At 58.5% G+C, this 21,340-nt stretch carries 19 protein-coding genes and 1 pseudogene; 13 read left to right on the top strand and 7 right to left on the bottom strand.

The genetic code is table 11. The annotated features are described in order from the left end of the window. Positions 1–4: 4 nt before the first annotated feature. From cyoC to AAE029_RS11420, 3 genes are all read left to right on the top strand, one after another. Positions 5–631 (top strand): cytochrome o ubiquinol oxidase subunit III, encoded by a 627-nt coding sequence (gene cyoC / locus AAE029_RS11430; RefSeq protein ID WP_371072960.1) that lies wholly within the window; start codon positions 5–7, stop codon positions 629–631. Beyond that, positions 628–1,029 (top strand): cytochrome o ubiquinol oxidase subunit IV, encoded by a 402-nt coding sequence (cyoD, locus tag AAE029_RS11425; protein ID WP_371072959.1) that lies wholly within the window; start codon positions 628–630, stop codon positions 1,027–1,029. The genes cyoC and cyoD overlap by 4 nt, the downstream gene beginning before the upstream one ends. Before the next feature lie 142 nt (positions 1,030–1,171). Continuing rightward, positions 1,172–1,942, top strand: a complete 771-nt coding sequence (locus AAE029_RS11420; RefSeq protein ID WP_371072958.1) for an SURF1 family protein — start codon at positions 1,172–1,174, stop codon at positions 1,940–1,942. A 200-nt stretch (positions 1,943–2,142) separates the two neighbouring features. Here the strand turns inward: AAE029_RS11420 and AAE029_RS11415 are convergent, their stop codons facing one another. The 4 genes from AAE029_RS11415 to AAE029_RS11400 form a co-directional block, all read right to left on the bottom strand. After that, positions 2,143–3,144 carry an acyltransferase family protein gene (locus AAE029_RS11415; protein ID WP_371072957.1) on the bottom strand — a complete coding sequence of 334 codons (1,002 nt, stop codon included), beginning with the start codon at positions 3,142–3,144 and terminating at the stop codon, positions 2,143–2,145. Beyond that, complete coding sequence (locus AAE029_RS11410) at positions 3,141–4,430, bottom strand: O-antigen ligase family protein (protein WP_371072956.1); 1,290 nt, start codon at positions 4,428–4,430, stop codon at positions 3,141–3,143. The genes AAE029_RS11415 and AAE029_RS11410 overlap by 4 nt, the downstream gene beginning before the upstream one ends. Positions 4,431–4,438: 8 nt before the next feature. Next, complete coding sequence (locus tag AAE029_RS11405) at positions 4,439–5,713, bottom strand: polysaccharide biosynthesis/export family protein (RefSeq protein ID WP_371072955.1); 1,275 nt, start codon at positions 5,711–5,713, stop codon at positions 4,439–4,441. A 78-nt stretch (positions 5,714–5,791) separates the two neighbouring features. Beyond that, positions 5,792–6,472 (bottom strand): sugar transferase, encoded by a 681-nt coding sequence (locus AAE029_RS11400; RefSeq protein WP_371072954.1) that lies wholly within the window; start codon positions 6,470–6,472, stop codon positions 5,792–5,794. 775 nt (positions 6,473–7,247) lie between these two features. On the opposite strand from AAE029_RS11400, the pseudogene AAE029_RS11395 reads away from it, so the two are divergent. Continuing rightward, a pseudogene (locus AAE029_RS11395) lies at positions 7,248–7,419 on the top strand (exopolysaccharide production repressor protein); the annotation flags it as partial. A gap of 432 nt (positions 7,420–7,851) precedes the next feature. Beyond that, the gene (locus tag AAE029_RS11390) at positions 7,852–8,862 is read left to right on the top strand and encodes a glycosyltransferase family 2 protein (protein WP_371072953.1); all 1,011 of its coding nucleotides are present in this window, start codon (positions 7,852–7,854) and stop codon (positions 8,860–8,862) included. A 169-nt stretch (positions 8,863–9,031) separates the two neighbouring features. Here the strand turns inward: AAE029_RS11390 and AAE029_RS11385 are convergent, their stop codons facing one another. The 3 genes from AAE029_RS11385 to AAE029_RS11375 form a co-directional block, all read right to left on the bottom strand. Beyond that, positions 9,032–9,979: a polysaccharide pyruvyl transferase family protein gene (locus tag AAE029_RS11385; protein WP_371072952.1), complete on the bottom strand. Its 948-nt coding sequence runs from the start codon at positions 9,977–9,979 to the stop codon at positions 9,032–9,034. A 78-nt stretch (positions 9,980–10,057) separates the two neighbouring features. Beyond that, complete coding sequence (locus AAE029_RS11380; protein ID WP_371072951.1) at positions 10,058–11,023, bottom strand: glycosyltransferase family 2 protein; 966 nt, start codon at positions 11,021–11,023, stop codon at positions 10,058–10,060. Positions 11,024–11,137: 114 nt separating this feature from the next. Then, on the bottom strand, positions 11,138–11,398 hold the full coding sequence (locus AAE029_RS11375; protein WP_371073177.1) for a hypothetical protein: 261 nt from the start codon (positions 11,396–11,398) through the stop codon (positions 11,138–11,140). A 397-nt stretch (positions 11,399–11,795) separates the two neighbouring features. On the opposite strand from AAE029_RS11375, the gene AAE029_RS11370 reads away from it, so the two are divergent. From AAE029_RS11370 to AAE029_RS11335, 8 genes are all read left to right on the top strand, one after another. Then, positions 11,796–12,878 (top strand): acyltransferase, encoded by a 1,083-nt coding sequence (locus AAE029_RS11370; protein WP_371072950.1) that lies wholly within the window; start codon positions 11,796–11,798, stop codon positions 12,876–12,878. 3 nt (positions 12,879–12,881) lie between these two features. Further along, the gene (locus AAE029_RS11365) at positions 12,882–13,682 is read left to right on the top strand and encodes a glycoside hydrolase family 16 protein (protein WP_371072949.1); all 801 of its coding nucleotides are present in this window, start codon (positions 12,882–12,884) and stop codon (positions 13,680–13,682) included. 101 nt (positions 13,683–13,783) lie between these two features. Continuing rightward, positions 13,784–14,992 (top strand): glycosyltransferase, encoded by a 1,209-nt coding sequence (locus tag AAE029_RS11360; RefSeq protein ID WP_371072948.1) that lies wholly within the window; start codon positions 13,784–13,786, stop codon positions 14,990–14,992. Next, positions 14,989–15,984 carry a glycosyltransferase family 2 protein gene (locus AAE029_RS11355; protein WP_371072947.1) on the top strand — a complete coding sequence of 332 codons (996 nt, stop codon included), beginning with the start codon at positions 14,989–14,991 and terminating at the stop codon, positions 15,982–15,984. Before AAE029_RS11360 ends, AAE029_RS11355 begins: the two co-directional genes overlap by 4 nt. A 1-nt stretch (position 15,985) precedes the next feature. After that, positions 15,986–16,927: a glycosyltransferase family 2 protein gene (locus AAE029_RS11350; RefSeq protein ID WP_371072946.1), complete on the top strand. Its 942-nt coding sequence runs from the start codon at positions 15,986–15,988 to the stop codon at positions 16,925–16,927. Continuing rightward, positions 16,924–17,946: a glycosyltransferase family 2 protein gene (locus AAE029_RS11345; protein WP_371072945.1), complete on the top strand. Its 1,023-nt coding sequence runs from the start codon at positions 16,924–16,926 to the stop codon at positions 17,944–17,946. Before AAE029_RS11350 ends, AAE029_RS11345 begins: the two co-directional genes overlap by 4 nt. Positions 17,947–17,950: 4 nt before the next feature. Then, positions 17,951–18,856 carry a UTP--glucose-1-phosphate uridylyltransferase GalU gene (gene galU / locus AAE029_RS11340; RefSeq protein WP_371072944.1) on the top strand — a complete coding sequence of 302 codons (906 nt, stop codon included), beginning with the start codon at positions 17,951–17,953 and terminating at the stop codon, positions 18,854–18,856. Positions 18,857–18,947: 91 nt separating this feature from the next. Further along, positions 18,948–21,290, top strand: coding sequence for a polysaccharide biosynthesis tyrosine autokinase (locus tag AAE029_RS11335; protein ID WP_371072943.1), 2,343 nt, complete (start codon positions 18,948–18,950; stop codon positions 21,288–21,290). Positions 21,291–21,340: the final 50 nt, after the last annotated feature.

Raw genomic sequence — 21,340 nt, 5'->3', positions numbered from 1 at the left:
GCCCATGAACGAAGCAATTACGAACAAAACGGCCGAGACCGCTCCGCAATTCTACCTAGAGGAAGAGCACCATCCGGAAGGGAGCACCATGCTCGGCTTCTGGCTCTATATCATGAGCGACTGCCTGATCTTTGCAGTCCTCTTCGCCACCTTCGCTGTTCTCGGCCGAAATTATGCGGCCGGCCCTTCACCGGCCGACCTCTTTGATCTGTCGGTGGTCGCCGTCAACACCTCGATGCTGCTGCTCTCGTCCATCACCTATGGCTTCGCCATGCTGATGATGGTGAAGAACAACAAGGCGGGGACGCTCTTCTGGCTCGCTGTCACCGGTATCTTCGGTGCGATCTTCGTCGGCCTCGAACTCAATGAGTTCTGGCACCTGATCCAGGAGGGCGCCGGACCCCAGCGCAGTGCCTTCCTCTCTGCTTTCTTCACCCTGGTCGGGACGCACGGCCTGCACGTCACCGCCGGTATCATCTGGCTCATCACCCTGATGGTCCAGGTCGGCCTGCATGGATTGATCGTGGAGAACCAGCGCCGACTGATGTGCCTGAGCATGTTCTGGCACTTCCTCGACGTCGTCTGGATCGGCGTCTTTTCCTTCGTCTATCTGATGGGAGTTCTCGGATGAGTTCGCACGCCCCTTCGCATGAGGATGCCGCTCACGCCCACCACGGCCATGGCGGCCACGAGGCTAGCCACGGCACGTTCAAGAGCTACATGACGGGCTTCGTCCTCTCCGTCATACTAACCGCCATTCCCTTCTGGCTGGTCATGGCCAAGGTTTTCGACAGTTCTGTGGTTACGGCAGCACTTGTCATGATCCTCGGCGGCATCCAGATCGTGGTGCACATGATCTACTTCCTGCACCTGGATACAAAATCCGAGGGCGGCTGGAACATGATGGCGTTGATCTTCACGCTCGTCATCGTCGTCATCGCTCTCAGCGGTTCGCTCTGGGTGATGTACCATCTGAACGCCAACATGATGCCGGCCATGTCGCCGGAAATGATGCGGAACATGCCCTGACGGCACGCCGGCGGGCGGCGTCCTGTTGAATCGCAGTAGATTCACTAAGTTAGCGCGTCCTTTATGCGTCCATTCGGACGCACGGCGCGCTAGGCCGCCTGCCCCGTCATTCCGCCATGGTCATCCCTTTACGGAGTATCCGATGACCGCTGATAGCGCCGAAACGCCAGCCCGGCCGCGTTCGCCCGTCACGCTCGCCCTTTTCGCCATTCTGAGCCTTCTCTTGATCGTCGCCCTGCTGGCCCTCGGGGTCTGGCAGGTCCACAGGCTCTCGTGGAAACTCGATCTCATTGCACGCATCGACGCCAGGGTCCATGCCGAACCCGCCGCGCCGCCTTCGCCGGCTGAGTGGTCTGGGATCAATGCGGCGAAGGATGAATATCGACGCGTCCGCGTCAGCGGAACGTTCGACAACGATCGGGAAAGCAAGGTTTATGCCGCAACGGCACTCGGCGCCGGTTACTGGGTGCTGACGCCATTGCTAACGACGGACGGGAACGAGATCCTCATCAACCGCGGCTTCGTGCCGATCGACAAGCGAGACGCCGCAACACGCCCGCAGGGACAGATTTCCGGCGAGACCACCGTCACCGGACTTATGCGCATGACTGAGCCGAAGGGTACGCTGCTGCGGTCGAATGATCCGGCAGCAGATCGCTGGTATTCGCGCGATGTGGAAGCGATCGCCCGGGCGCGTGGCCTAACAAATGTCGCACCCTATTTCATCGATGCCGATGCCACACGCAATCCAGGCGGCCTACCGGTCGGCGGGCTGACGCAGCTCGTCTTTCCCAACAACCATCTGGCCTATGCCATCACCTGGTTTGTGCTCGCCCTTATGGTCACGGGCGGCTCGGTCTATGTCGCCTGGGACGAATGGCGCCTGCGGCGCAATCGGATTAAATCCCTTTGACCGTTCAGTCTGGAACGGGATCCGTATTCGTCTCTGGAGCAATTTCAGGAAAAGTGCGAAGCGGTTTTCCGTCCGGAATTGCGTGAAAACAAAAAATTACCGCATGTCGCGCAAGAGTGTGCAGCGGTCTTGCGGTAACGACATGAATGAAAACAGCAGCTTAAAGCCTGTCGCGTGAAGCTCTTTTCACGCGACAGGCTTTAGGCTTCCGCCCTTGATGCGACGAGCCGGCCCTTTGACGACAACATCTTCCTGAGAGGCTTTTCCGCACATTCATAGGCGGCCATCCCGAGAAGCGTCCCGGAGATCATGGCGGCCAGAAGCGTGACGGAAACCGGGACGGCGACAACCTGCGCGGCCTTGACGACAACCGATATCGCCAGCGTGTGCCAGAGATAGATCGAATAGGAACTATTGCCGAGATAGGTAAGAACACCGTTGACCGGGATCTTGTCTGCCTTCTCCAGGGAGACGACCCCGTAGACCAATGCTGCGGCGAGCGGCCCGCAGATGAACTCGTCGAATTCCGCTCCGAGCAGATAAATGGCGATGAAGCCACAGAGCGAAGCGCCGACGAAGGCAAGTCCGAGGGGCGCCGACACGATTTTTCCGGAAAGCCAAAGCTGCCCAATCAAAACGCCTATGACGAACTCGAGGATGATCGGCCGTGTGTAGGTCTGAAGCACGGGGCTCTCTGGCGTGAACAAGACCCCGGCTATCACGAAGGCGAGGAAGATGGCGCAAAGCGATGTCAACTGCCAGCGGCGCGGCAGGAAGAGCGTGCCGGCGAAAAGGACATAGAAGAACATCTCGAAGTCCAGTGTCCAACCTTGGACCAGAACCGGCCAGATCTCGCCATTGCTGGGCGAGCGGACGGGAACGAAGAAGAGAGATCCCAGGATATGCCCGGCATTGAGCCGAAGGTTCGGAAAGAGATGTACGAGCGCCCCGACAATCATGACAAGGGTCACGAGCCAGTAGGACGGGACGATGCGGCGAATGCGGTCGACGAGGAAGCGCCCGGGCGTAATCGGCCGCGCCCGGCTCATGGTCCACATGATGAAACCGCTGATGACGAAGAAAATGTCGACACCCGCCGCCCCGATTTTGAAGTGTTGGCCGGTCTTCTCTGTGGCATGAAAGAGCACCACGGCCAGGGCGGCCAGGGCACGCAGATATTGTACCCCGTGGACCGTCTTCATCCCCTGCTCTCCTCTCCCGAGACCGGAAGCGCGAAATCCGTATGGTCGTAGCCGTAAAGTGGCACGGCCTGGTATTCGCTTCGCGGCATCGTCAACTTTCCGGCCATGAAATAGAGAAGGAAGGAGCCGATATGGTACGGGTTCAGAATGTCGATTTCGACGAAGGAGCGCACCAGCAGCAGCACACTGATTCCGAAGAGCAGGTAGGATTCGCTATTGCGTGCATTGTCCAGCAGCCGCGTCAGATGGCCGAAAATGGAAACAATCAGGATCAGGCTCAGCAGAAGAACGCCTATTATCCCTGTTTCCACGACCGCCTCGATATAGGTGTTGTGGAAATGAAAGCCGCCGCGCCCGGTGATGAAGAATTCCTCCCACAGCCGCTCAGCCTCCGAGAAGCCCTGCACCCAGTAGGCCTGGTAGCCGACACCGACCCAGGGCGATTGGGTGGCGGCCTCGATGCCCTGTTGCCAGAGATAGGTCCGGCCGGTCAGGGTGGAGTCCTTGCCAAAGGCCCCCAGCACGACGTCGATCACCCCGAGATAGACTGCGGCGACGGCAAGGGTGATTGCGCAAATAGCGCCGGCCAGGAATAGACCTTTTCGGTTTCGCGGCGACAGCATGAGGACGGCGCGCATACCGATGGTCAGCGCAATGATCGCCGCCGTCGTGATGACCGAAGTCGCCGATTGCGAGGCGTGAAGGCAATAGGCAGACAGAAGTGCGGCAAATCCGCTAACCATCAGCCAGAGCTTCCGCTCTCCCAGAATGAAAACGGCGGCAAAGGAGAAATAGATGCCGAGAGAGGCATAGAAGCCGAGTTGGTTCTTGGAGGAGAAGGCGCCGACGAAGCTGAAGGTCCCGTCCAGCGTATCGTACTCATAATAGCCGAAAGCCAGTGAATAGAGCAGAACCAGGATGATGCCTGCCACTGCGCCGAGGGTAAGGCCGCGCACATCGAGTACACGCATGGCGATGAGCGCGCAGATCACGTGGGAGAGATATTGAATGGCCGCGCGCAAGGTGGCGCTTGGCGCCTGCGACCAGAAAGTCGAAAGAATTGCAAAGATTGCGAAGGCGAAAATCCAGACATAGCGGGTATAGTTGCCGAGCACCCTGCGATAGTCGACGAAGACGAGCGGCAGCCACAGGCCGTAATAGGCCAGGATCGACACCTGTCCGAAGCGAGCGGAATAGGCGAAGACGAAGACCGAAAGAGCTAAGGCCGGAATAGCATAGATGATGTTATCTTCCGGCCGTATGAAGACTGATTTCGCAATCCGCATTAGGCACCCTATTGCCCGTACAATCCGGCGGCCGCTTTGATCAGATCGCCGGGAAGGACAGGCGTGCTCTCCTGTACCTGGATTTCCTTCGATTGCCCGTCTACTTCACGAACGATCGTGTAGGCGACGTTGACTGTCTGCCCGTTTGCCCCGAAGCGGGCGGCATCCGCCGATTGCTCAAGCGCTTCGGACATCAGGTCCTGGCTTGTCGAAAGCTTCAGGGCGAGCGTGTCTAGATCGGACTCGGTATTCTGCAATTCCTGGGCAAGCTGGGCCTCCCAGTCGTTCTGCAGCGTGATTTCGTCCTGGTTGGCCTTGCTGATATCCTGTTTCGCCTTCAGCGAATTGGTGTCGATATCGAGAAGCGTCGCCTCGAGATCGGCGGCCCGTTGCTCGGCCTGCATCTTGCGGGTGCTGAGCGCAAGGCCCTTTTCGGCCAGATCCTCGATCTTGTCGCGATCCTGTTTGGCAAGCTCGAGCTGCCGGCTCTGGGTATCGGTTTTCTTGCTGAGTGACTCAATCTCGCTCTCGAGCAGAGACTTGAGGTCGGCAAGCGCCTGCAATTGCAGCTTCAGCCGCTTTTCGCGTGTCTGCATTAGGGCAGACTCGCTCTCCATCAGCGCCCCGGCATCCGGCAGATCCTTTATGTCTTTGGGCATCTCGATCTTGGGATTACCCGCAATTTCTGCCTGCAGCCGGGCCCGCCGCACGAGTAAGCGCGCGCGCTCGCGAACATAGACGTCGGAATCGCCCTTGGCGTTGATGAAATCGCGGGCGAAACGCTGGCCGGCATCGGAGCGATGCATCCCTCCGGCAAGGCTGACCGCCTTGATGACGGTGAGGCCAGGCGCAAAGGGATATTCTCCCGGCTTGTCGACGTCACCCGTAAGATAGATCGGTCGGAACTCCGCGAGTTCGACGGAGGCCGAGGGGCGATCCCGCAGGCCGAACTGTTTCTGCAATTCCAGCCCGATCGCTTCCGCGATGGCACCCGTCGTCTTTCCCGAAGCGGGCATGTCGCCGATGAAAGGCAGCGACACCGTGCCGGAAGGTCCGATCGTATAGTCGCCGCTGATGACCGACCAGTCACGCATCGTCCCTTCGGCGGTCTGCCATTCGGCAACGCGGATTCTGAGCTTGTCCATGACCCCGAGCTGGTAGTCGTCCGCTCTTGCGGCATTCATGCCTGAAAGCATGAGGCCGAGCCCCGCTGAAGCAACAAGGGCCAGGCGGATTGTCGTTATACGGATAAAGGCTTTGCCCGGCATCAGGGATTTCGTCATCTATATATTTCCGTTGTTACGCCGCAGCTCCGTTTCGGGAGAGCCGCGGCAAAAGCCCACGATATTGTGCGTGTCGATTCAGTAGCTGCCGCGCGAGAGGCAGACAGCCGGGATGGTTCGCACGATAATGAGAAAATCCCTGATCAAGGACCAGTTCTTGACGTAGTGGGAGTCAAACTCGATACGCGTCGCGTAGGAGACATCATTGCGGCCGCTGATTTGCCAGAGGCCGGTAAGGCCCGGACGTGAGCTCAGATAGTAGGCAGCAGCGCTTTCATAGAGTTCAAGTTCTTCCTCTACGACCGGGCGCGGTCCAACAACGCTCATTTCGCCGCGGATGATGTTGAAGAGCTGTGGCAGCTCGTCGAGGCTCAGCTTGCGCAGCACGCCACCGACGAGTGTCACGCGCGGATCGTCCTTCAGCTTGCGGGTCGCCTTCCATTCTTCCATGGCCCTGGGATTGGCCGCCAGATGCTCGCGCAAAATTCGGTCACCATCGACTGCCATCGTGCGGAACTTCAGGCAGCGGAAGGTGCGGCCGTTATAGCCTATGCGCCGGTGGCCATAGAAGATCGGCCCCCGGTCGGACAATTTTACGAGCAGCATCAGCATCAGGAAGATAGGGCTGATGAAGACGAGGCAGAGCAAAGCTGCCGTGAGGTCGAAACCTCTTTTCGAAATGCCGCCAACCGGCGGCAGCGTAGTCACTTGAACAGAGCCAAAAAGTGGCGAACTGGCCGATCGCGTCGCAGACTTCATAGAGGCAACTCCATTTGTGTTGGCGATTGGTCGGGAACCCCAAGGGCGGATAGCTAGAGCAACTAAGCGTCAAGTGTATGGTGAGAATTTGCTTTTTTAAGCCAAATTTTGTGGCAGGGGCATTTTCGGCCAAGTTTAGGGCCTTTTCGCAGCCAGATTCCTTTTATCAGTAACACCTTATATATTAAACTATATTTGCAATTTTCAATAAGAGGCAAAAATACGCCGACACAAAAGCTTCAATATATTGTATTTTTCAAATATGGCAAAGAAGAGCACCGCCGTAGAGCACCTGAAAGCTGCTGTGTTGGAACTGGCGAGCCATATCTTATGACTTGGACGCATTATACGCGTGGGAATGGCGTTATTGCGTCGCGTCAAATTTTTGCAGCGCACAGTTTTGGTCGCGGGAAATAGGACTTTGTAATAAAAGTTGATCGCCGCTCGAGGTCAAAAGGCCGTTAAACATGCATGAATTTACAATCTTCGGCAGATCAACCTTATATTATCAACCGGTGACCGTAGAAAAACGCTTCATTCATGAATCTCACTCGATTGCGGACGTCATGTTTTCGACAGAATTGGGCCGAGCGAAAAAAATATTAAAAATTGTTGCTAAAAGTTAATCTCCTGCGCACTCCAAACCCGCAAATTTTCAGGGCATTCAGTTGAAACCCAAGAACGCCTAAAGTATATTTGATATTACGTTTCTTGGGAGGGAGCGGGATTTTCGACAGAATTATCCTTTTGGCTCGCCTTCATCATGGGGTAAGGGATGTACGCACCTCGCGTTTTTGTAAGCATGATTGGCGCTTTGGCGGTTTTCGCCGTTGCGACATACTGGTTGACCGGTTCGCTTTCAACGACGTTGATCGAGACGCTCATTTGCGCGGTCCTCATTCAGGTCGGATATTTTGGCGGCGTACTCTTTCTCGTATGGCGCGCGAAGGTAGCCAAGACCACGGCATCCTCAGGCTCCAGCAACGGAATTCAGGCAGGTCTCGCTGACAAGTCCGCTCACAAACTGCCTTCTTTCAAGAGATCCGAACCCTTCAATCCTTAAGAGTCGGATGAATTCAGATCAATTTGTCGCCTGCATCTGCGTCCAAGTAAATTTACTTGGCGCGGAAAATGGCTTGGAATTAAAGATTTGGAGCTCCTTTGCGCGTTCCTTTGAATGCGCGGCGTCCTAGAGCGACATCCGGCTTTAACTTTTTGATTTAAAGGCGGATTCGGATTTCAGGTCGCTCCGACCTGAAATCATCCGGCTCTAGTGCCGCTTATGGCTGTTGCCAACGCGGTAACATCATTTGACCGCGCGAGAGTTGCCCTCGACGCTTCATCGACCTAAGTCTGCGCCAAAGACGATGGAGGTCGACGTGATCGAAGCGACAAAGGATGTTTGTGTCATCATCGCCGCCAAGAATGCTGCCGATACGATCGAGGCGGCAATTTTCTCGGCCTTAAGAGAAGAGCAGGTCGGCGAGGTTGTCGTCGTTGACGACGGTTCCAGTGACAACACGGCGGCTGTGGCCGAACGTGCAGATGACGGCAGCGGCCGCATGAAAATCGTGCGATTCGACCGCAACAGAGGCCCGTCGGCGGCGCGTAATCACGCCATTGCGATCTCCTCGTCCCCCCTGATCGGCATTCTCGATGCCGACGATTTCTTCTTTCCCGGCCGCTTCCGGCCGCTCCTTGCCGCTGAAGATTGGGATTTCGTCGCCGACAACATTGCCTTCGTGGATGCCGAGACCGCATCCGAAGCGCATCTGAAGCTCAGCCGGTTCCAGTTGCAGCCGCGTTTCCTCGACCTTGCCGCTTTCGTCGAAGGCAATATTTCGAAGCGGGGTGTGCGGCGCGGTGAGATCGGTTTTCTGAAACCGGTGATGCGGCGCTCGTTTCTGGAGTCGCATGGCTTGCGCTACAACGAGGATCTTCGTCTCGGAGAGGATTACGACCTCTATGTGCGCGCCCTGGCAAAGGGTGCGCGCTACAAGATCATCCATAGCTGCGGCTATGGCGCAGTCGTGCGGGGCAACTCGCTGAGCGGAAGCCACCGCACAGCCGATCTGAAACGCCTTTATGAAGCCGATCGAGCCATACTGACGGAATCCGGGCTGACCAATACGGCCGTCGACGCTCTTCGCCGCCACGAGAGCCATGTCCGCGCGAAGTACGAATTGCGGCATTTCCTCGATATCAAGGCACAATCGGGCTTTGGCGCCGCCTTGCGCTATGCGCTGGCCAATCCCGGCGCCGTTCCGGCGATCGCCGGCGGCATATTCTCCGACAAGATGGAACGCTTCCACCATCCCGGCGGTCCTTCAGTGACCGCCGCGGGTAGCAATGAGCTTCGCTATCTCCTGTCGGCGCCGGTTGAAAGCTGATGCGCCTGGCGCGGTTCTGCCTTTCATGGAGATCACAGAACCGCTTCGCACCTTTCCTCGAATTGCTTTAATGCATGTCGCGCAAAAGTGTGCAGCGCTTTTGCGGCAACGACATGCATGAAACAACAAGCTAAAGCCTGTCGCGTGAGCCTACTTTCACGCGACAGGTTTAGCCGAAATAATCGCGCCGCACGCCGGCGATGACTTCCAGGAACCGCTCCTTGCGTAGGGCCAATGTGGCATCGGCGCTCAGCTGCGGACGCGCCTTGCTCGCCTGCCAGAGTGCAAGTGCCGAGGGGACCGCCAACGCCTGCTTGGCCATCACGCGCAGCGACGTCTGACGCGGCTCGGTGGCAACCAGAGTTTCATCGAACTGCCGTTTGTTTGGGTCGTCGGGTAACGGCTCGTTGCGCTCGAAATCCATGCCCCAGAAACGCTCACCCTTGACGATCGCCTCGGCGCGGGTCGAGATCGGAACATGCTTTGGCGCATAGGTGACGCCGACCGTCTGGGTCCAGTCGTTCCACTTGAAACTATTGATCGAGCGTGAGGTGCTGACGGCAATCCACGGCACGCGGAAGGCATCCGCCAGAATGGCGCCATGCATGGATTCGGCGACGATCAGGCTGGACTGCGCAATCTCGCGGATCACCGACGTCGCTTCGCCGCGCGGGTCGAGATAGCTGAGGCCGACAGTTCGGCAGATTTCCGGCCAAAGGCCGGCCATCGCCGATTCCCAATGCGGCACGAAGGTCTTCTTGCCGCTCTTCGGAAGATTCTTGAATTCCGGCATCTCCGCGACCATGACGGCCGGATCGATGATGCCATATTCCGCTGGCAGACCGATCTTCTGCGCCGTCAGCGGACCGCGCACGCAGCGCACATCCCATTCAGCCTTGTCGCTCATGTCGGGCAGCGTGCCATAGCCGAAACCGCTGCCGATGACGAGCTTGTGGATGCCGGAAGCAAGCAGGGCCGTATTCAACACGGTTCCCACCCCGACGAGGAGCGTTTCCTCATGGACTTCTCGAAAGCCCGGAATGAGGAAATCCCAAAGCCAAAGGTTGAGATCGTCGCCGAAATTTCCGTGGGCGGATTCCCAGTAGAACGGCTTCATGAAAGTCTCCTTACTGTGGGAGGCAGCGCGGGCGCGCCGCTGATGGTTGAATTCAAATGACCGGTGCGCGCCTGGTTCTCAGGACTGACGGGAGAATTTTCCCGCCGCAAGCTCCATCACGCTCGTCAGCAGCTGCGGATCGCGCCACACCCACCGCGCAAGCAGGCTGAGCTGGGGCATCTTGCGCCGACGAAGGAGCCGGGCCTGGCTCCAGAGCGCCTGGCGCCGGGCGGTATCCTTATAGGAGCGGATCGAGGCCACGTCCGCGGGCCGGCGTGAGAACCTCGTCTCCAACGTATCGAGCGCAACCCAGGTATTGAACTGCTGTTTCAGGAACTGCGGCGAGTCGTTGTCGATGCTGTGAAAGATGTTGATCCCCTCGCCGCGCATCGCGCCGGCGTCATCGCAGAGCAGCACGCGCTTTGCCAGAAGCATGGAGTCGCAGAAGAAAAGCACGTCCTCCGCCGCAAGGCGCAGCGCCGCTTCGAACCTGACCTTCCGGAATAGCTCACGGCCGATGACCATGCAGGAAAGATGCAGGAAGCTCCAGTTTTTCAGCATGACGCTGGCGATATCAGGAATTTCCAGAACGAGTGGATGATCCGACAGCCGCGTCGCCTTTTCGGTCTTCTCCAACTCCGTCATGCCGAAATGGTAATAGAACTCCTCGCCACCATGGATCGAGGCGAAATAGCAATCGCCGTCGAAGCGCGTCAGGCTGTCATATGCGTTCTGAAGATGATCAGGCGTCCAGATGTCGTCGGAATCCAGAAGGGCTGCATAAACTGTGCCTTCCGGTATGTTGTCGAGTCCCGTGTTGCGCGCTCCGCCCGGGCCGGCATTGGCCTGCTTGATGACGGTTATGCGCTCACGCTCGGAATCGCTCAGCGGTTTCAGCTCGTTATCGATCGAATGCGGTGATTGATCGTCCACGACGATGATGTCGAAATCCTGATAGGTCTGCCTAAATATCGAGGCAAGAGCTCTCCGCAGGATGCCGTCCTGCCGCTGATAGAAAGGAATAATTACTGTAAACGTCGCCATTTTTCGCCCCTGCAGTTGTCAAGAAAGAGGTTGCTGGCCCCTCGATAAGGACGCGGTTATGGGTTTTTCGGCAAATTCTTTACTCCAATCCTTTACCGCTTTCAGAAATTAGGATCATGCAATGCGCTCCAAAGGTAGCGTGAAATCAATCACGAACAATGTCGGCAGGAGTAATTTATCCAAGACAAGCACATTCGGGCTGAAATTTGTCACAGTCCCGATCCTTGCCTGAATCCTCTCGCCCGAAGAGTTCGGGGCAGTCGCCCTCGCGTTGACGTCTTGCATTTTCTGACGAGGGTTGCGCGCGATAGTCTCCGCCGCCACAAGTTGAGCTTCGTTGCAAAATCGCAGGCAGTTGGGCAGTTTCTGCCCCATTTTGTCCCTTTTTGCCCCCTCTCACCGCGCAAGCAGCGAAAAAATCTTCACCAACACAAAAAAACTTGGCCGGCCATTGACGGCTCCGGGCTGCCTTTAAAGCAGAATATGCGCATTTACTGCAAAACACTGAGGCCAAAAGTCTTTTAAGGTCATGGCCGGTTGATCCACCGACCCGGGTGACTTCGTGCATGGCGCCTTTTCGATGTGCCGAAACGGGACGCGGGATCATTTTTTGCTGCACCGCCATATTTTCTTCCGCCAAACCGCCCTAGTTTCTCGGTGCGGGACGAGGAAGTTGTGTGTGAAACGGCCGCTGGGGAGGAGCTGCCTAATAGCCTAATGGGGGTGACTGACGGTGAACGTGGACGCAAATGTCTCTTCGCGGATCAATCTGATGCGCATCCTTCTCATTTCGGGAATCGTATTTGTGCATATCCCCTATGACCCACAGTCGAGTCCCTTCGGCGGCAACTATGGCGCCTTCGACTGGCTGCGCGTTTTTCTCACTGAGGTCATCTTCCGCGTGGGCGTACCCTGCCTGAGCGCAATTTCCGGTTATCTCCTGTTTCGCCGTGGCGCCGACGATTTTAGCTACCGCAAGACCGTAGCCACGAAGACCCAGACCGTCCTGCTGCCCTTCCTTCTCTGGAACACCGCCGTGTTCCTTGTCGTCCTCACCGCGCAGAGCCAGGATATGGCGGCCGGCTATATGCCGGACCTTTGGAGCGCGACACCACGCGAAATCCTGAGCTACCTCTTCGCCACTGAAGACCTGCCGGTCGACATACCGCTCTATTTCCTGCGCGATCTTTTTGTCTGCATCCTGCTCTCGCCGCTGCTCGCCTTTTTCATCCGGCGTTATCCGCTGCTCACGCTCGCTCTACTGTTTGGCATTGCCGTCTTGCCGGCGATCACCATCGGTGTCGTCCTAAAAAAGTCGATCCTGTTCAGCTTCAGCTTCGGCATCTATGCGGCCCTTTACCAGATCGACCTCAGGGCGCTCGACCGTTATGCTCTGCCTATCGCATCTGGCCTGCTCGTCGCTGCAGCGCTGCTGACGACCGCGCTTTACTACACGGGTCCCGACTATCCGACGCTTGCTGATCTTCTGCGCAACCTTTTGTCGATCGTCGGACCGGTCGGGTTCTGGGTGGCCTCGGCCATACTGGTGCGCACCGGGATCGGCACGCGACTGTCGCAGACCGGCAGCCTGAGTTTCTGGATCTTCTGCGCCCACTATCCCCTGCTCATCCTCTTCTGGATGGTCTGGAACAAGACCGGAATAGACTACTATCCCGCGTTCTTTATCGGCTCCCTGTTTGCAGCCTTCCTGATCCTTGTTCCCACGAACGCCATTGTCAGCCGGGTCCAGCCGGGACTCTACGGAGTGCTGACCGGCGGCCGTAATCGCGCCCGCGGCAAAGCCAGGACGAAGTCCGGCGAAATGCCCGCGAAGGCCGCCCCACAGCAAAGGTGATACATGACGAAAGCCATCGCTCACGCCCATAAACTTTGCCGAAGCCTGCTTCTTGTCGCCACCGCGACCGCCTGCCTTCCACTCGCCGCTCAGGCACAGGAAGGCGCGAATGGAACCTCCTTCGTCGAGAATTTCGACAAGATCGATAACAGCTTCTGGTATGTCTCTGATGGCTGGAACAACGGACCGCACCAGAATTGCACCTGGTCGAAGAAGCAGGTTCGCGTGGAAAACGGCATCCTCCATCTCGGCTTCGAGGCGGGCAAGGCCGGTGACCGAAACTATACTTGCGGCGAAATCCAGACGAAGAAGCGCTACGGCTACGGCACCTACGAGGCGCGCGTAAAGGCTGCTTCCGGTTCGGGGCTGAATTCGGCCTTCTTCAGCTTTATCGGCCCGACCGACAAGAAGCCGCATGACGAGATCGACTTCGAGGTGCTCGGCAAGAATACCGGGCAGGTGCAGGTCAACCAGTATGTTTCGGCCAAGGGCGGCAACGAAAAGCTCGTGCCGGTGGCCGGCGGCGCCGATCAGGGCTTCAACGATTATGCCTTCGTCTGGGAGCCGGGGCGGCTGCGCTACTACCTCAACGGCAAGCTCGTTCAGGAGGTGACGGATCCCGCCAAGATCCCATCCAATGCCCAGAAGATCTTTTTCAGCCTTTGGGGAACCGATACGCTGAGCGATTGGATGGGTAAATTTTCATATACACAGCCGGTAACGCTGGAAGTCGACAGGGTCGCTTTCACCGCCACAGGCGACAAATGCCAATTCCCGGAATCGATTGCTTGCACGTTGAATTAAGTTAGCATCCACTAACATAGCAGTTGCAATATAAACATATTGCGGCGCACAACGCCGTCATCTACAATTCGCCCTGGCTGGGCACGGAAACGGAAGTTTTCATGCTACACGTACTTTATCTTGCACATGACTTGGCTGATCCGGCCGTTCGTCGCCGGGTCCTGACCTTACAGGCTGGTGGAGCACGGATAACGCTTGCAGGTTTTCGTCGCGACGAAAACCGGCTCGCGGCGGTGCATGGCATCAACCCGATCGAACTCGGTCGCACGCGCGATGCGAAGTTTGCGCAGCGCATGGCCGCCGTCGCCAAGGCTTCGTTTGCGCTTTCGAGCCACCTGAGACACGTTGAGAAGCCGGACGTGATCATCGCCCGCAATCTCGAGATGCTTGCGGTCGCCAATCGCGCCGCCCGACTCTTCGGCGGCGATATACCGGTCGTCTATGAATGCCTTGATATTCATCGGCTGTTGCTGCGTGGCGATGCCGCCGGCAAGACGATACGTGGCGCCGAGTATTATCTCGGCCGCAACGCCAAGCTGCTCATCACCAGTTCGCCGGCCTTCGTCGAAAATTACTTCCGTCCGCTCTCCGGGCTCGATCTGCCGGTTCTTCTTCTGGAGAACAAGGTTCTCGCGCTCGATGACGATGATGAGAAGGTATCTCTTCGCCCGCGCGCTCCGCAGGCCGGCGAGCCATGGAAAATCGGCTGGTTCGGCGCGCTGCGCTGCCGCAAATCCCTTGAACTGCTCGCAGCCTTCTCAAGACGGATGGAAGGCAAGTTCGAGATCGTGCTGAGGGGCAGGCCTGCCTATTCCGAATTCGACGACTTCGACGCTTTCGTGCAGAGAGAGCCATTCCTCAGCTTTCACGGGCCCTACAAGAATCCCGAGGATCTTTCGGCCATCTACAACGAGGTCCAGTTCTCCTGGGCGATCGACTTCTTCGAGGAGGGCCAGAATTCCGGCTGGCTTCTGCCGAACCGGCTCTATGAAGGATGCCTCCACGGAGCCGTTCCCATCGCATTCGAAGGTACGGAGACCGCTCGTTTCCTTGCGGGCAAGAAAATCGGTCTCGCCGTGCAGAAAGCTGACGCTGAGCACCTTGCCGCAGTTCTCGGCTCTCTGGACGAGAACCGCTATCTCGATGCTTTCGCCGCGGTCGCCGCCCATGACCGCGAGCACTGGATCACCGATCGCGCCGACTGCCGAACGCTCGTGCAGCGCTTGGCAGCCATCGCGCGGCAGGGACCAAAGACCGCGCCTAGCCATGCCCTTTCCCAACCGCATCGCAACGAAGGTGAACTGTTATGAAGTCTGTTGTTAGTTCTGGAGTACGCAGTCTCATTATCATTCCCTGCTTGAACGAGGCGAAGAATATCGAGCCGCTGCTGAGCAAGCTCGGCAAGGCGCTCGATGAGCTCGATGCCAGGATCGTGGTCGCCGACGGCGGCAGCACCGACGGAACCCGCGACATCGTGAAACGGATCAGCCAGAGCGAGCCGCGGATCATGCTTCTCGACAATCCCAAGCGGCTTCAGAGCGCAGCGATCAACCTCGCCGTCAAGACGCTCGGTGAAGGTTACGACTACCTGATCCGCATTGATGCCCATGGGGACTATCCGGACGATTATTGCCAGCGACTGGTCCAGGAAGCCGTGGAAATGCAGGCAGATTCCGTCGTCGTCGCCATGCAGACCGTCGGCTTCAGCACTTTTCAGAAAGCGACCGCCTTCGCGCAGAATTCCAAGCTGGGCAATGGCGGTTCGAAGCACCGCGAAGGTGCTGCAGGCCACTGGGCCGATCACGGCCACCATGCGCTGATGCGCATCGCGGCCTTCGAAGTGGTCGGCGGCTATGACGAAAGCTTCAGCCACAACGAAGACGCCGAGCTCGACTATCGCCTGAAGAAAGCCGGCTTCAGCATCTGGATGACCGACAAGACACGGATGATCTATTATCCGCGCGCAAGTGTCGGCAAGCTCTTCAAACAATATCTCGGTTACGGACGCGGCAGGGCGAAGAACATCCTGAAGCACGGCTCCATGCCGAGCATCCGTCAGATGCTGCCGCTCGCCGTGGTTCCCGTCTTCATCGGCGCGTTCCTTGCCGTATTGACCTGGGCCGCCGTCATTCCCTTCGGCCTCTGGGCAGTCGCTTGCGTTGGCTATGGTTTCTGGATGGCGGTCGGGCAGAAAAACCCCTATGGGCCGCTTGCGGCCGTGTCCGCGATGGTGATGCATTTCGCCTGGTCGGCGGGCTTCTGGCTCGAGCTTCTGAATTTCCGCGGACGACGGGTGGCTTGACATGACACCGCTGTCTTCCGCCGGCAGTATCGTCCGGATCGACATTGCCGTCTGCACCTACCGCCGGCCGGAACTGGAACAGACGCTTCGCTCTCTCGGCCTTCTCTCCGTGCCCGAGAATGCAGCCCTGCGCATCATTGTCGCGGATAATGATGCGACCCCCAGCGCCAAGGGCCTGGTCGAAAAGATGAGGGCCACTCTGCCTTTCGAGGTCGCCTATGTGCACTGCCCGGCCTCGAACATTTCGATTGCACGCAATGCCTGCCTTGATCATGCAACCGGCGATTTCCTCGCCTTCATCGATGATGACGAGACCGCGTCTGAAGACTGGCTCGCGGAATTGATGAAGACAGCGCGGTTGACGGGAGCCGATGTCGTGCTCGGACCGGTGCACAGCATCTATGCCGCAAATGCTCCGGACTGGATGCGCAACGGCGATTTCCACTCCACGCTGCCGGTCTGGGTCGGCGGCGAGATCCGCACCGGCTATACCTGCAATGTGCTGCTGCGCCGGACATCGCCGGCTCTTGCCGATTGCCGGTTCAATCTCGCCCTCGGCCGCAGCGGCGGCGAAGATACGGAATTCTTTGATCATGCCCATCGCGGCGGCGGCAGGATCGTCTTTGCGCCGCAAGCCTTCGTCTACGAACCCGTTCCGCAGAACCGGGCAAGCCTCGGCTGGCTCGTGAAGCGACGCTTCCGTTTCGGACAGACGCATGGACGGCTTCTTCACGGAAAATCCCGTGGCTTCTCGCGGATACGGAACATCGCGCTTGCATCGGCAAAATCTGCCTATTGCCTTGGCGTGGCTGCACTTCTGTCCCCCCGGCCCGTTCCGCGCAATCGCTATGCGCTGCGCGGCATCATGCATGCGGGCGTCGTCACGGGCCTGTTCGGCATGAACGAAATTCAGCAATATGGGACGGTGGAGAAGGCGGCATGACGGACGAATCCAAGCCGGATGTCAGCTTTGTCATCGCCGCCTACAATGCGCAGGACACGCTTGCGCGTGCGATCGACAGCGCATTGGCGCAGCAGGGCGTGACCGTGGAGGTGATCGTGGTTGACGACTGCTCCTCCGACCGTACGCGTGAGGTCGCCGCCGGCTATGAGGACGTCCGTGTCCGGCTGGTCGCCCAGCCCAGGAACGGCGGGCCGGGTGCCGCACGCAACGCCGGCATTGCCGCCGCAGTTGGGCGATGGCTTGCGGTTCTTGATTCCGACGACGCCCTTTATCCGACCCGCATGAAGCAGATGATAGCGCGTGCAGAAGAGGCAGGCGCCGAGATCGCCGTCGACAACATCGAGGTCGAACCGGCTGATGGCAAACGCGTCAAGATGTTTCCCGAGAGCATGCTGGCATCCCGCCCCGTTTTGACGTTCGCCGATTTCATCACCTCGAATACCCTTTTCGATGAGACGCATAATTTCGGCTATATGAAACCCATCTTCAGCCGGCCTTTCATCGAAAGGCACGGCATCCGCTACGACGAGCTCCTGCGCATCGGCGAGGATTACATCTTTCTCGCTTCTGCTCTGGCCAAGGGGGGAAAATGCGTCGTAGAGCCATCCGTCGGCTATATCTACTATATCCGCGAAGGTTCGATTTCGCGCGTTCTCGAACTGCGCCATGTGGACGCCATGATTGCAGGCGATGAGCGGTTCCTCCGGGCGCATACCCTGGATGCCGAGGCGCAGGCCGCCCAGAAATTGCGGGCGCAGAGCCTCAGGGAAGCCAGGGCCTTCCTGATGCTCGTCGATGCCTTAAAGCAGAAATCCATTCGCCGGGCGCTGAGCGCCGCCTGGCAGGAACCAAGATCAATACGGCATCTCGCAATGCCGATTGCGGCGCGTCTGCGCCGTCTCGCAGCGCCTTTCCGGCGCCCAAATCCGCCTGCCGCCATCAACCCGGCGGCAGACCTACCCAGCCTGGGCGGAGGCCCTCACTCTAGCAAAGGATAGAGCCATGGACCGTAAGAAAACTGTCAGAAAAGCAATCATCCCCGTTGCAGGAAACGGAACCCGCTTTCTACCGGCTACCAAAGCCATGCCCAAGGAAATGCTGACAATCGTCGACCGCCCGGTCGTCCAATATGCCGTCGATGAAGCCTTCGAGGCTGGCATCGAGCACATTGTCTTCGTCACCGGCCGCAACAAGACCGCCATCGAAGACCATTTTGACGACACGCCGGAACTCGTGGCGTCGCTCACGCGCGCCGGAAAGACCGCCCAGGTTACAGAGCTCCAGCAGATCCTGCCCCGCGCCGGAACGATGAGCTTCACCCGCCAGCAGGCGCCGCTTGGCCTCGGCCATGCCGTATGGTGCGCGCGCGACATTATCGGCGACGAGCCCTTTGCCCTGCTGCTGCCAGACATGGTCTGCCACGGTGCCCGCGGCTGCATGTCCGGCCTGATGGATCTCTACTCAGAAGTCGGCGGCAATATTATTGCTGTCGAGGAGTGTGATCCGCAGGAAACCTCGAAATACGGGATTGTCGGCGTCGGTCCGGCCGTCAATCATGGCTTTGCCATCACGGAAATGATCGAGAAGCCGCAGCCCTCTCAGGCGCCCTCGAATTTCTACATCAACGGCCGTTACATACTTCAGCCAGAAATCTTTAATATTCTTGCTCGACAGGAGCGTGGCGCCGGCAACGAGATCCAGTTGACGGACGGTATGCTGCATCTTTCGAAGGCTCAGAGCTTCCATGGTCAGCTCTATAACGGACGGACTTTCGACTGCGGCTCGAAGCAAGGCTTCATCGAGGCCAATGTCGCCTTTGCTCTGGCACGTTCGGACATTGGCGGCTCCGTTCTTGAATCGATCAGGAACATGGTCGCGTCCAGCGAGACCGAAGTAAGAGCGGCCTGAATCTCATCGTAATGGAGGAAGGGGCGGATTGCCTTGTCCGGCAACCGCCCCACCTTTAGTTTTTCACGCCTCTTGCAAGAAAGCGGCTGTCATGAATCAAAGAAACGTCACCTTCCACAGCGTTATCCCCGCCAAGTCGGAAGAGTCCGGCTCCTTTATCGATCTCGACAGGCTGCTGGCGATCCTGGTGCGACGGGCGGGGTCCATCGCGCTGTGCGTCGGCGCTTTCGTCGCGCTGGCTGCGATCTATCTCGTCTTCGCAACGCCGGTCTACACGTCGATGACGCAGATCCTGCTCGACGAAAACATGACGAAATATGCCGAGGATGCATCCCCCGTCGCATCCAGCCAGCAGATGGACATGCAGATCTCGAGCGCGGTCGAGATCCTGAAGTCCAACGAGCTGGCGTTGAGGGTCGTGGACAAACTCAATCTCAGCGAAAACCCGATCATCCTCGACCAGCCGCAGTCGCCGGTCGCACTCCTGAAATCCGGTATCAAGTCGATCGCAGATCTATTGTCGCCGGGTGGTCCGCCGGTCTCCGAGGCGGATGCCCGAAATGGCCGCAGGCAGAAGGCGGCGACGATCCTGCAACAGTCGCTGGCAGCCGAACGGGTGATGCGCAGTTCGGTCATCGCGGTTTCGTTCCGCTCGACTGATCAGCTGCTCGCCGCCACGATCACCAAGGCCTATGCCGACGCCTATCTGAACGATCAGCTCAACGCCAATTTCGACGCGACGGAACGCGCCTCGGTCTGGCTGCAGGAACGGCTTACCGATTTGCGTGAGCGCTCGCAGCAGGCGGCTCTCGACGTCGAAAAGTTCAGGGCCGAAAACGGCCTCACTTCGGCACGCGGTGAGCTCATGTCGGAACAGCAGCTTTCCGACCTCAACAAGCAGCTGATCATCGCCCAAGCGGATACGGCAAGCGCCTCCGCGCGCTACAATCAATATAAGTCGATCGTCGAGCAAGGCCCGGACAACGCGGTCAAAAACGCAACAGTTTCTTCCGCCCAGTCCGACAATTCCGTGCTGCAGGATCTGAAGACCCGTTACCTCAATGTGGGCAAACGCGAGCAGGAAATCACGCAGAATTTCGGCGCCGATCACCCGCAGGCCGTGGCGCTCAGGAACGAAAAGCAAGACATCACCCATCAGATCTACCAGGAACTGCAGCAGCTGACCGCCAGCTATCGCAATGAATTTGAGGTGGCGCGGTCGCGCGAGACATCCCTTCGCGAGAGCATCGAAGGCATGGCTGGCAAGACGTCGGAAGCCAACAAATCCCTGGTACAGCTCAACGAGCTGACGCAGAAGGCGACGGCCCTGAAAACCCTTTATGAATCCTATCTGGGCCGCTACGAAGAGGCAGCCCAGCAGCGCTCCTTCCCGATCGCCAAGGCGCGCGTCATTTCGGAAGCAGGCGTGCCGACCGCACCATCCAGCCCGAAGAAGACCATGACGCTCGGTCTCGCAATCGTGCTCGGCCTCATGGCCGGCGGCGGTCTGGCAGCCTTTCAGGAATTCCGCGAACGGTTCTTCCGCGTCGAATCCGATGTCCGCTCGATTCTTGGCCACAAGTTCCTCGGCTATCTGCCGATGATAGGAAAGTCCGCGAAGAAGAAGCGTACCGTCTGGACCCGAAAGAATGCACCCGAGAACGGAGCCCCGGATAACGAAGCCGGTGTCGCCTTCGAGCGGATCATGCGTATTGCGATCGAGGCGCCGCGTTCGGCCTTCGCCGAAACGCTGCGCAATGCCAAGCTTGCAAGCGACGTCATGCTTCAGGGCCGGGCCGATCGTGTCATCGGTGTCGTCTCCGCCCTGCCGGGTGAGGGCAAATCCACCACGGCCGCGAATTTCGCTGCCCTGCTTGCCTCGAGCGGCAAGCGGACGCTCCTGATCGACGCCGACCTGCGCAATCCCGGCCTGACGCGCATGCTGAAATCACCGCCGCAGCAGGGTCTGGTCGAGGCGGTCCTGGGCGACGTGCCCTGGACGAGCACGATCAAGGTCGACAGTCGCACGAAGCTTGCGATCCTGCCGGTGGTCCTTAACAACAGGCTCATGCACACGAGCGAGCTCATCTCCTCGCAGGGCATGCAGACGCTCATGGAAAACGCGCGCAAGATGTTCGACTATATCGTCGTCGACCTTGCGCCCCTTGGGCCGGTGGTCGACGCCAAGGCATTCGCGCCGCAGGTCGACGGCTTCATCCTGGTGACGGAATGGGGCGTGACGCCGACCAGCATCGTGCAGGACCTGCTGCAGTCCGAGCCGCAGATCAATGCCAAGGTGCTCGGCGTCATCCTCAACAAGACGGATATGACGGAGCTCGGCAAATACAGCAGCTTCGGCGGCACGGAGCGGTACCGCCAGAAGTACATCAGCTATTACGTGGACGAGTGGCCAAAGGAGAAGGTCGACGCTTGAGGCACTGAGGCTCTATTCTCGAGAGCGCCGTGCGTTCCAACGAACGCACG

This window comes from Sinorhizobium sp. CB7 (genome assembly GCF_041357635.1).
Lineage (GTDB): Bacteria > Pseudomonadota > Alphaproteobacteria > Rhizobiales > Rhizobiaceae > Rhizobium.
Note: the sequence above shows the minus strand (reverse complement) of the source record. Positions and strands in the feature narration are given on the sequence as shown.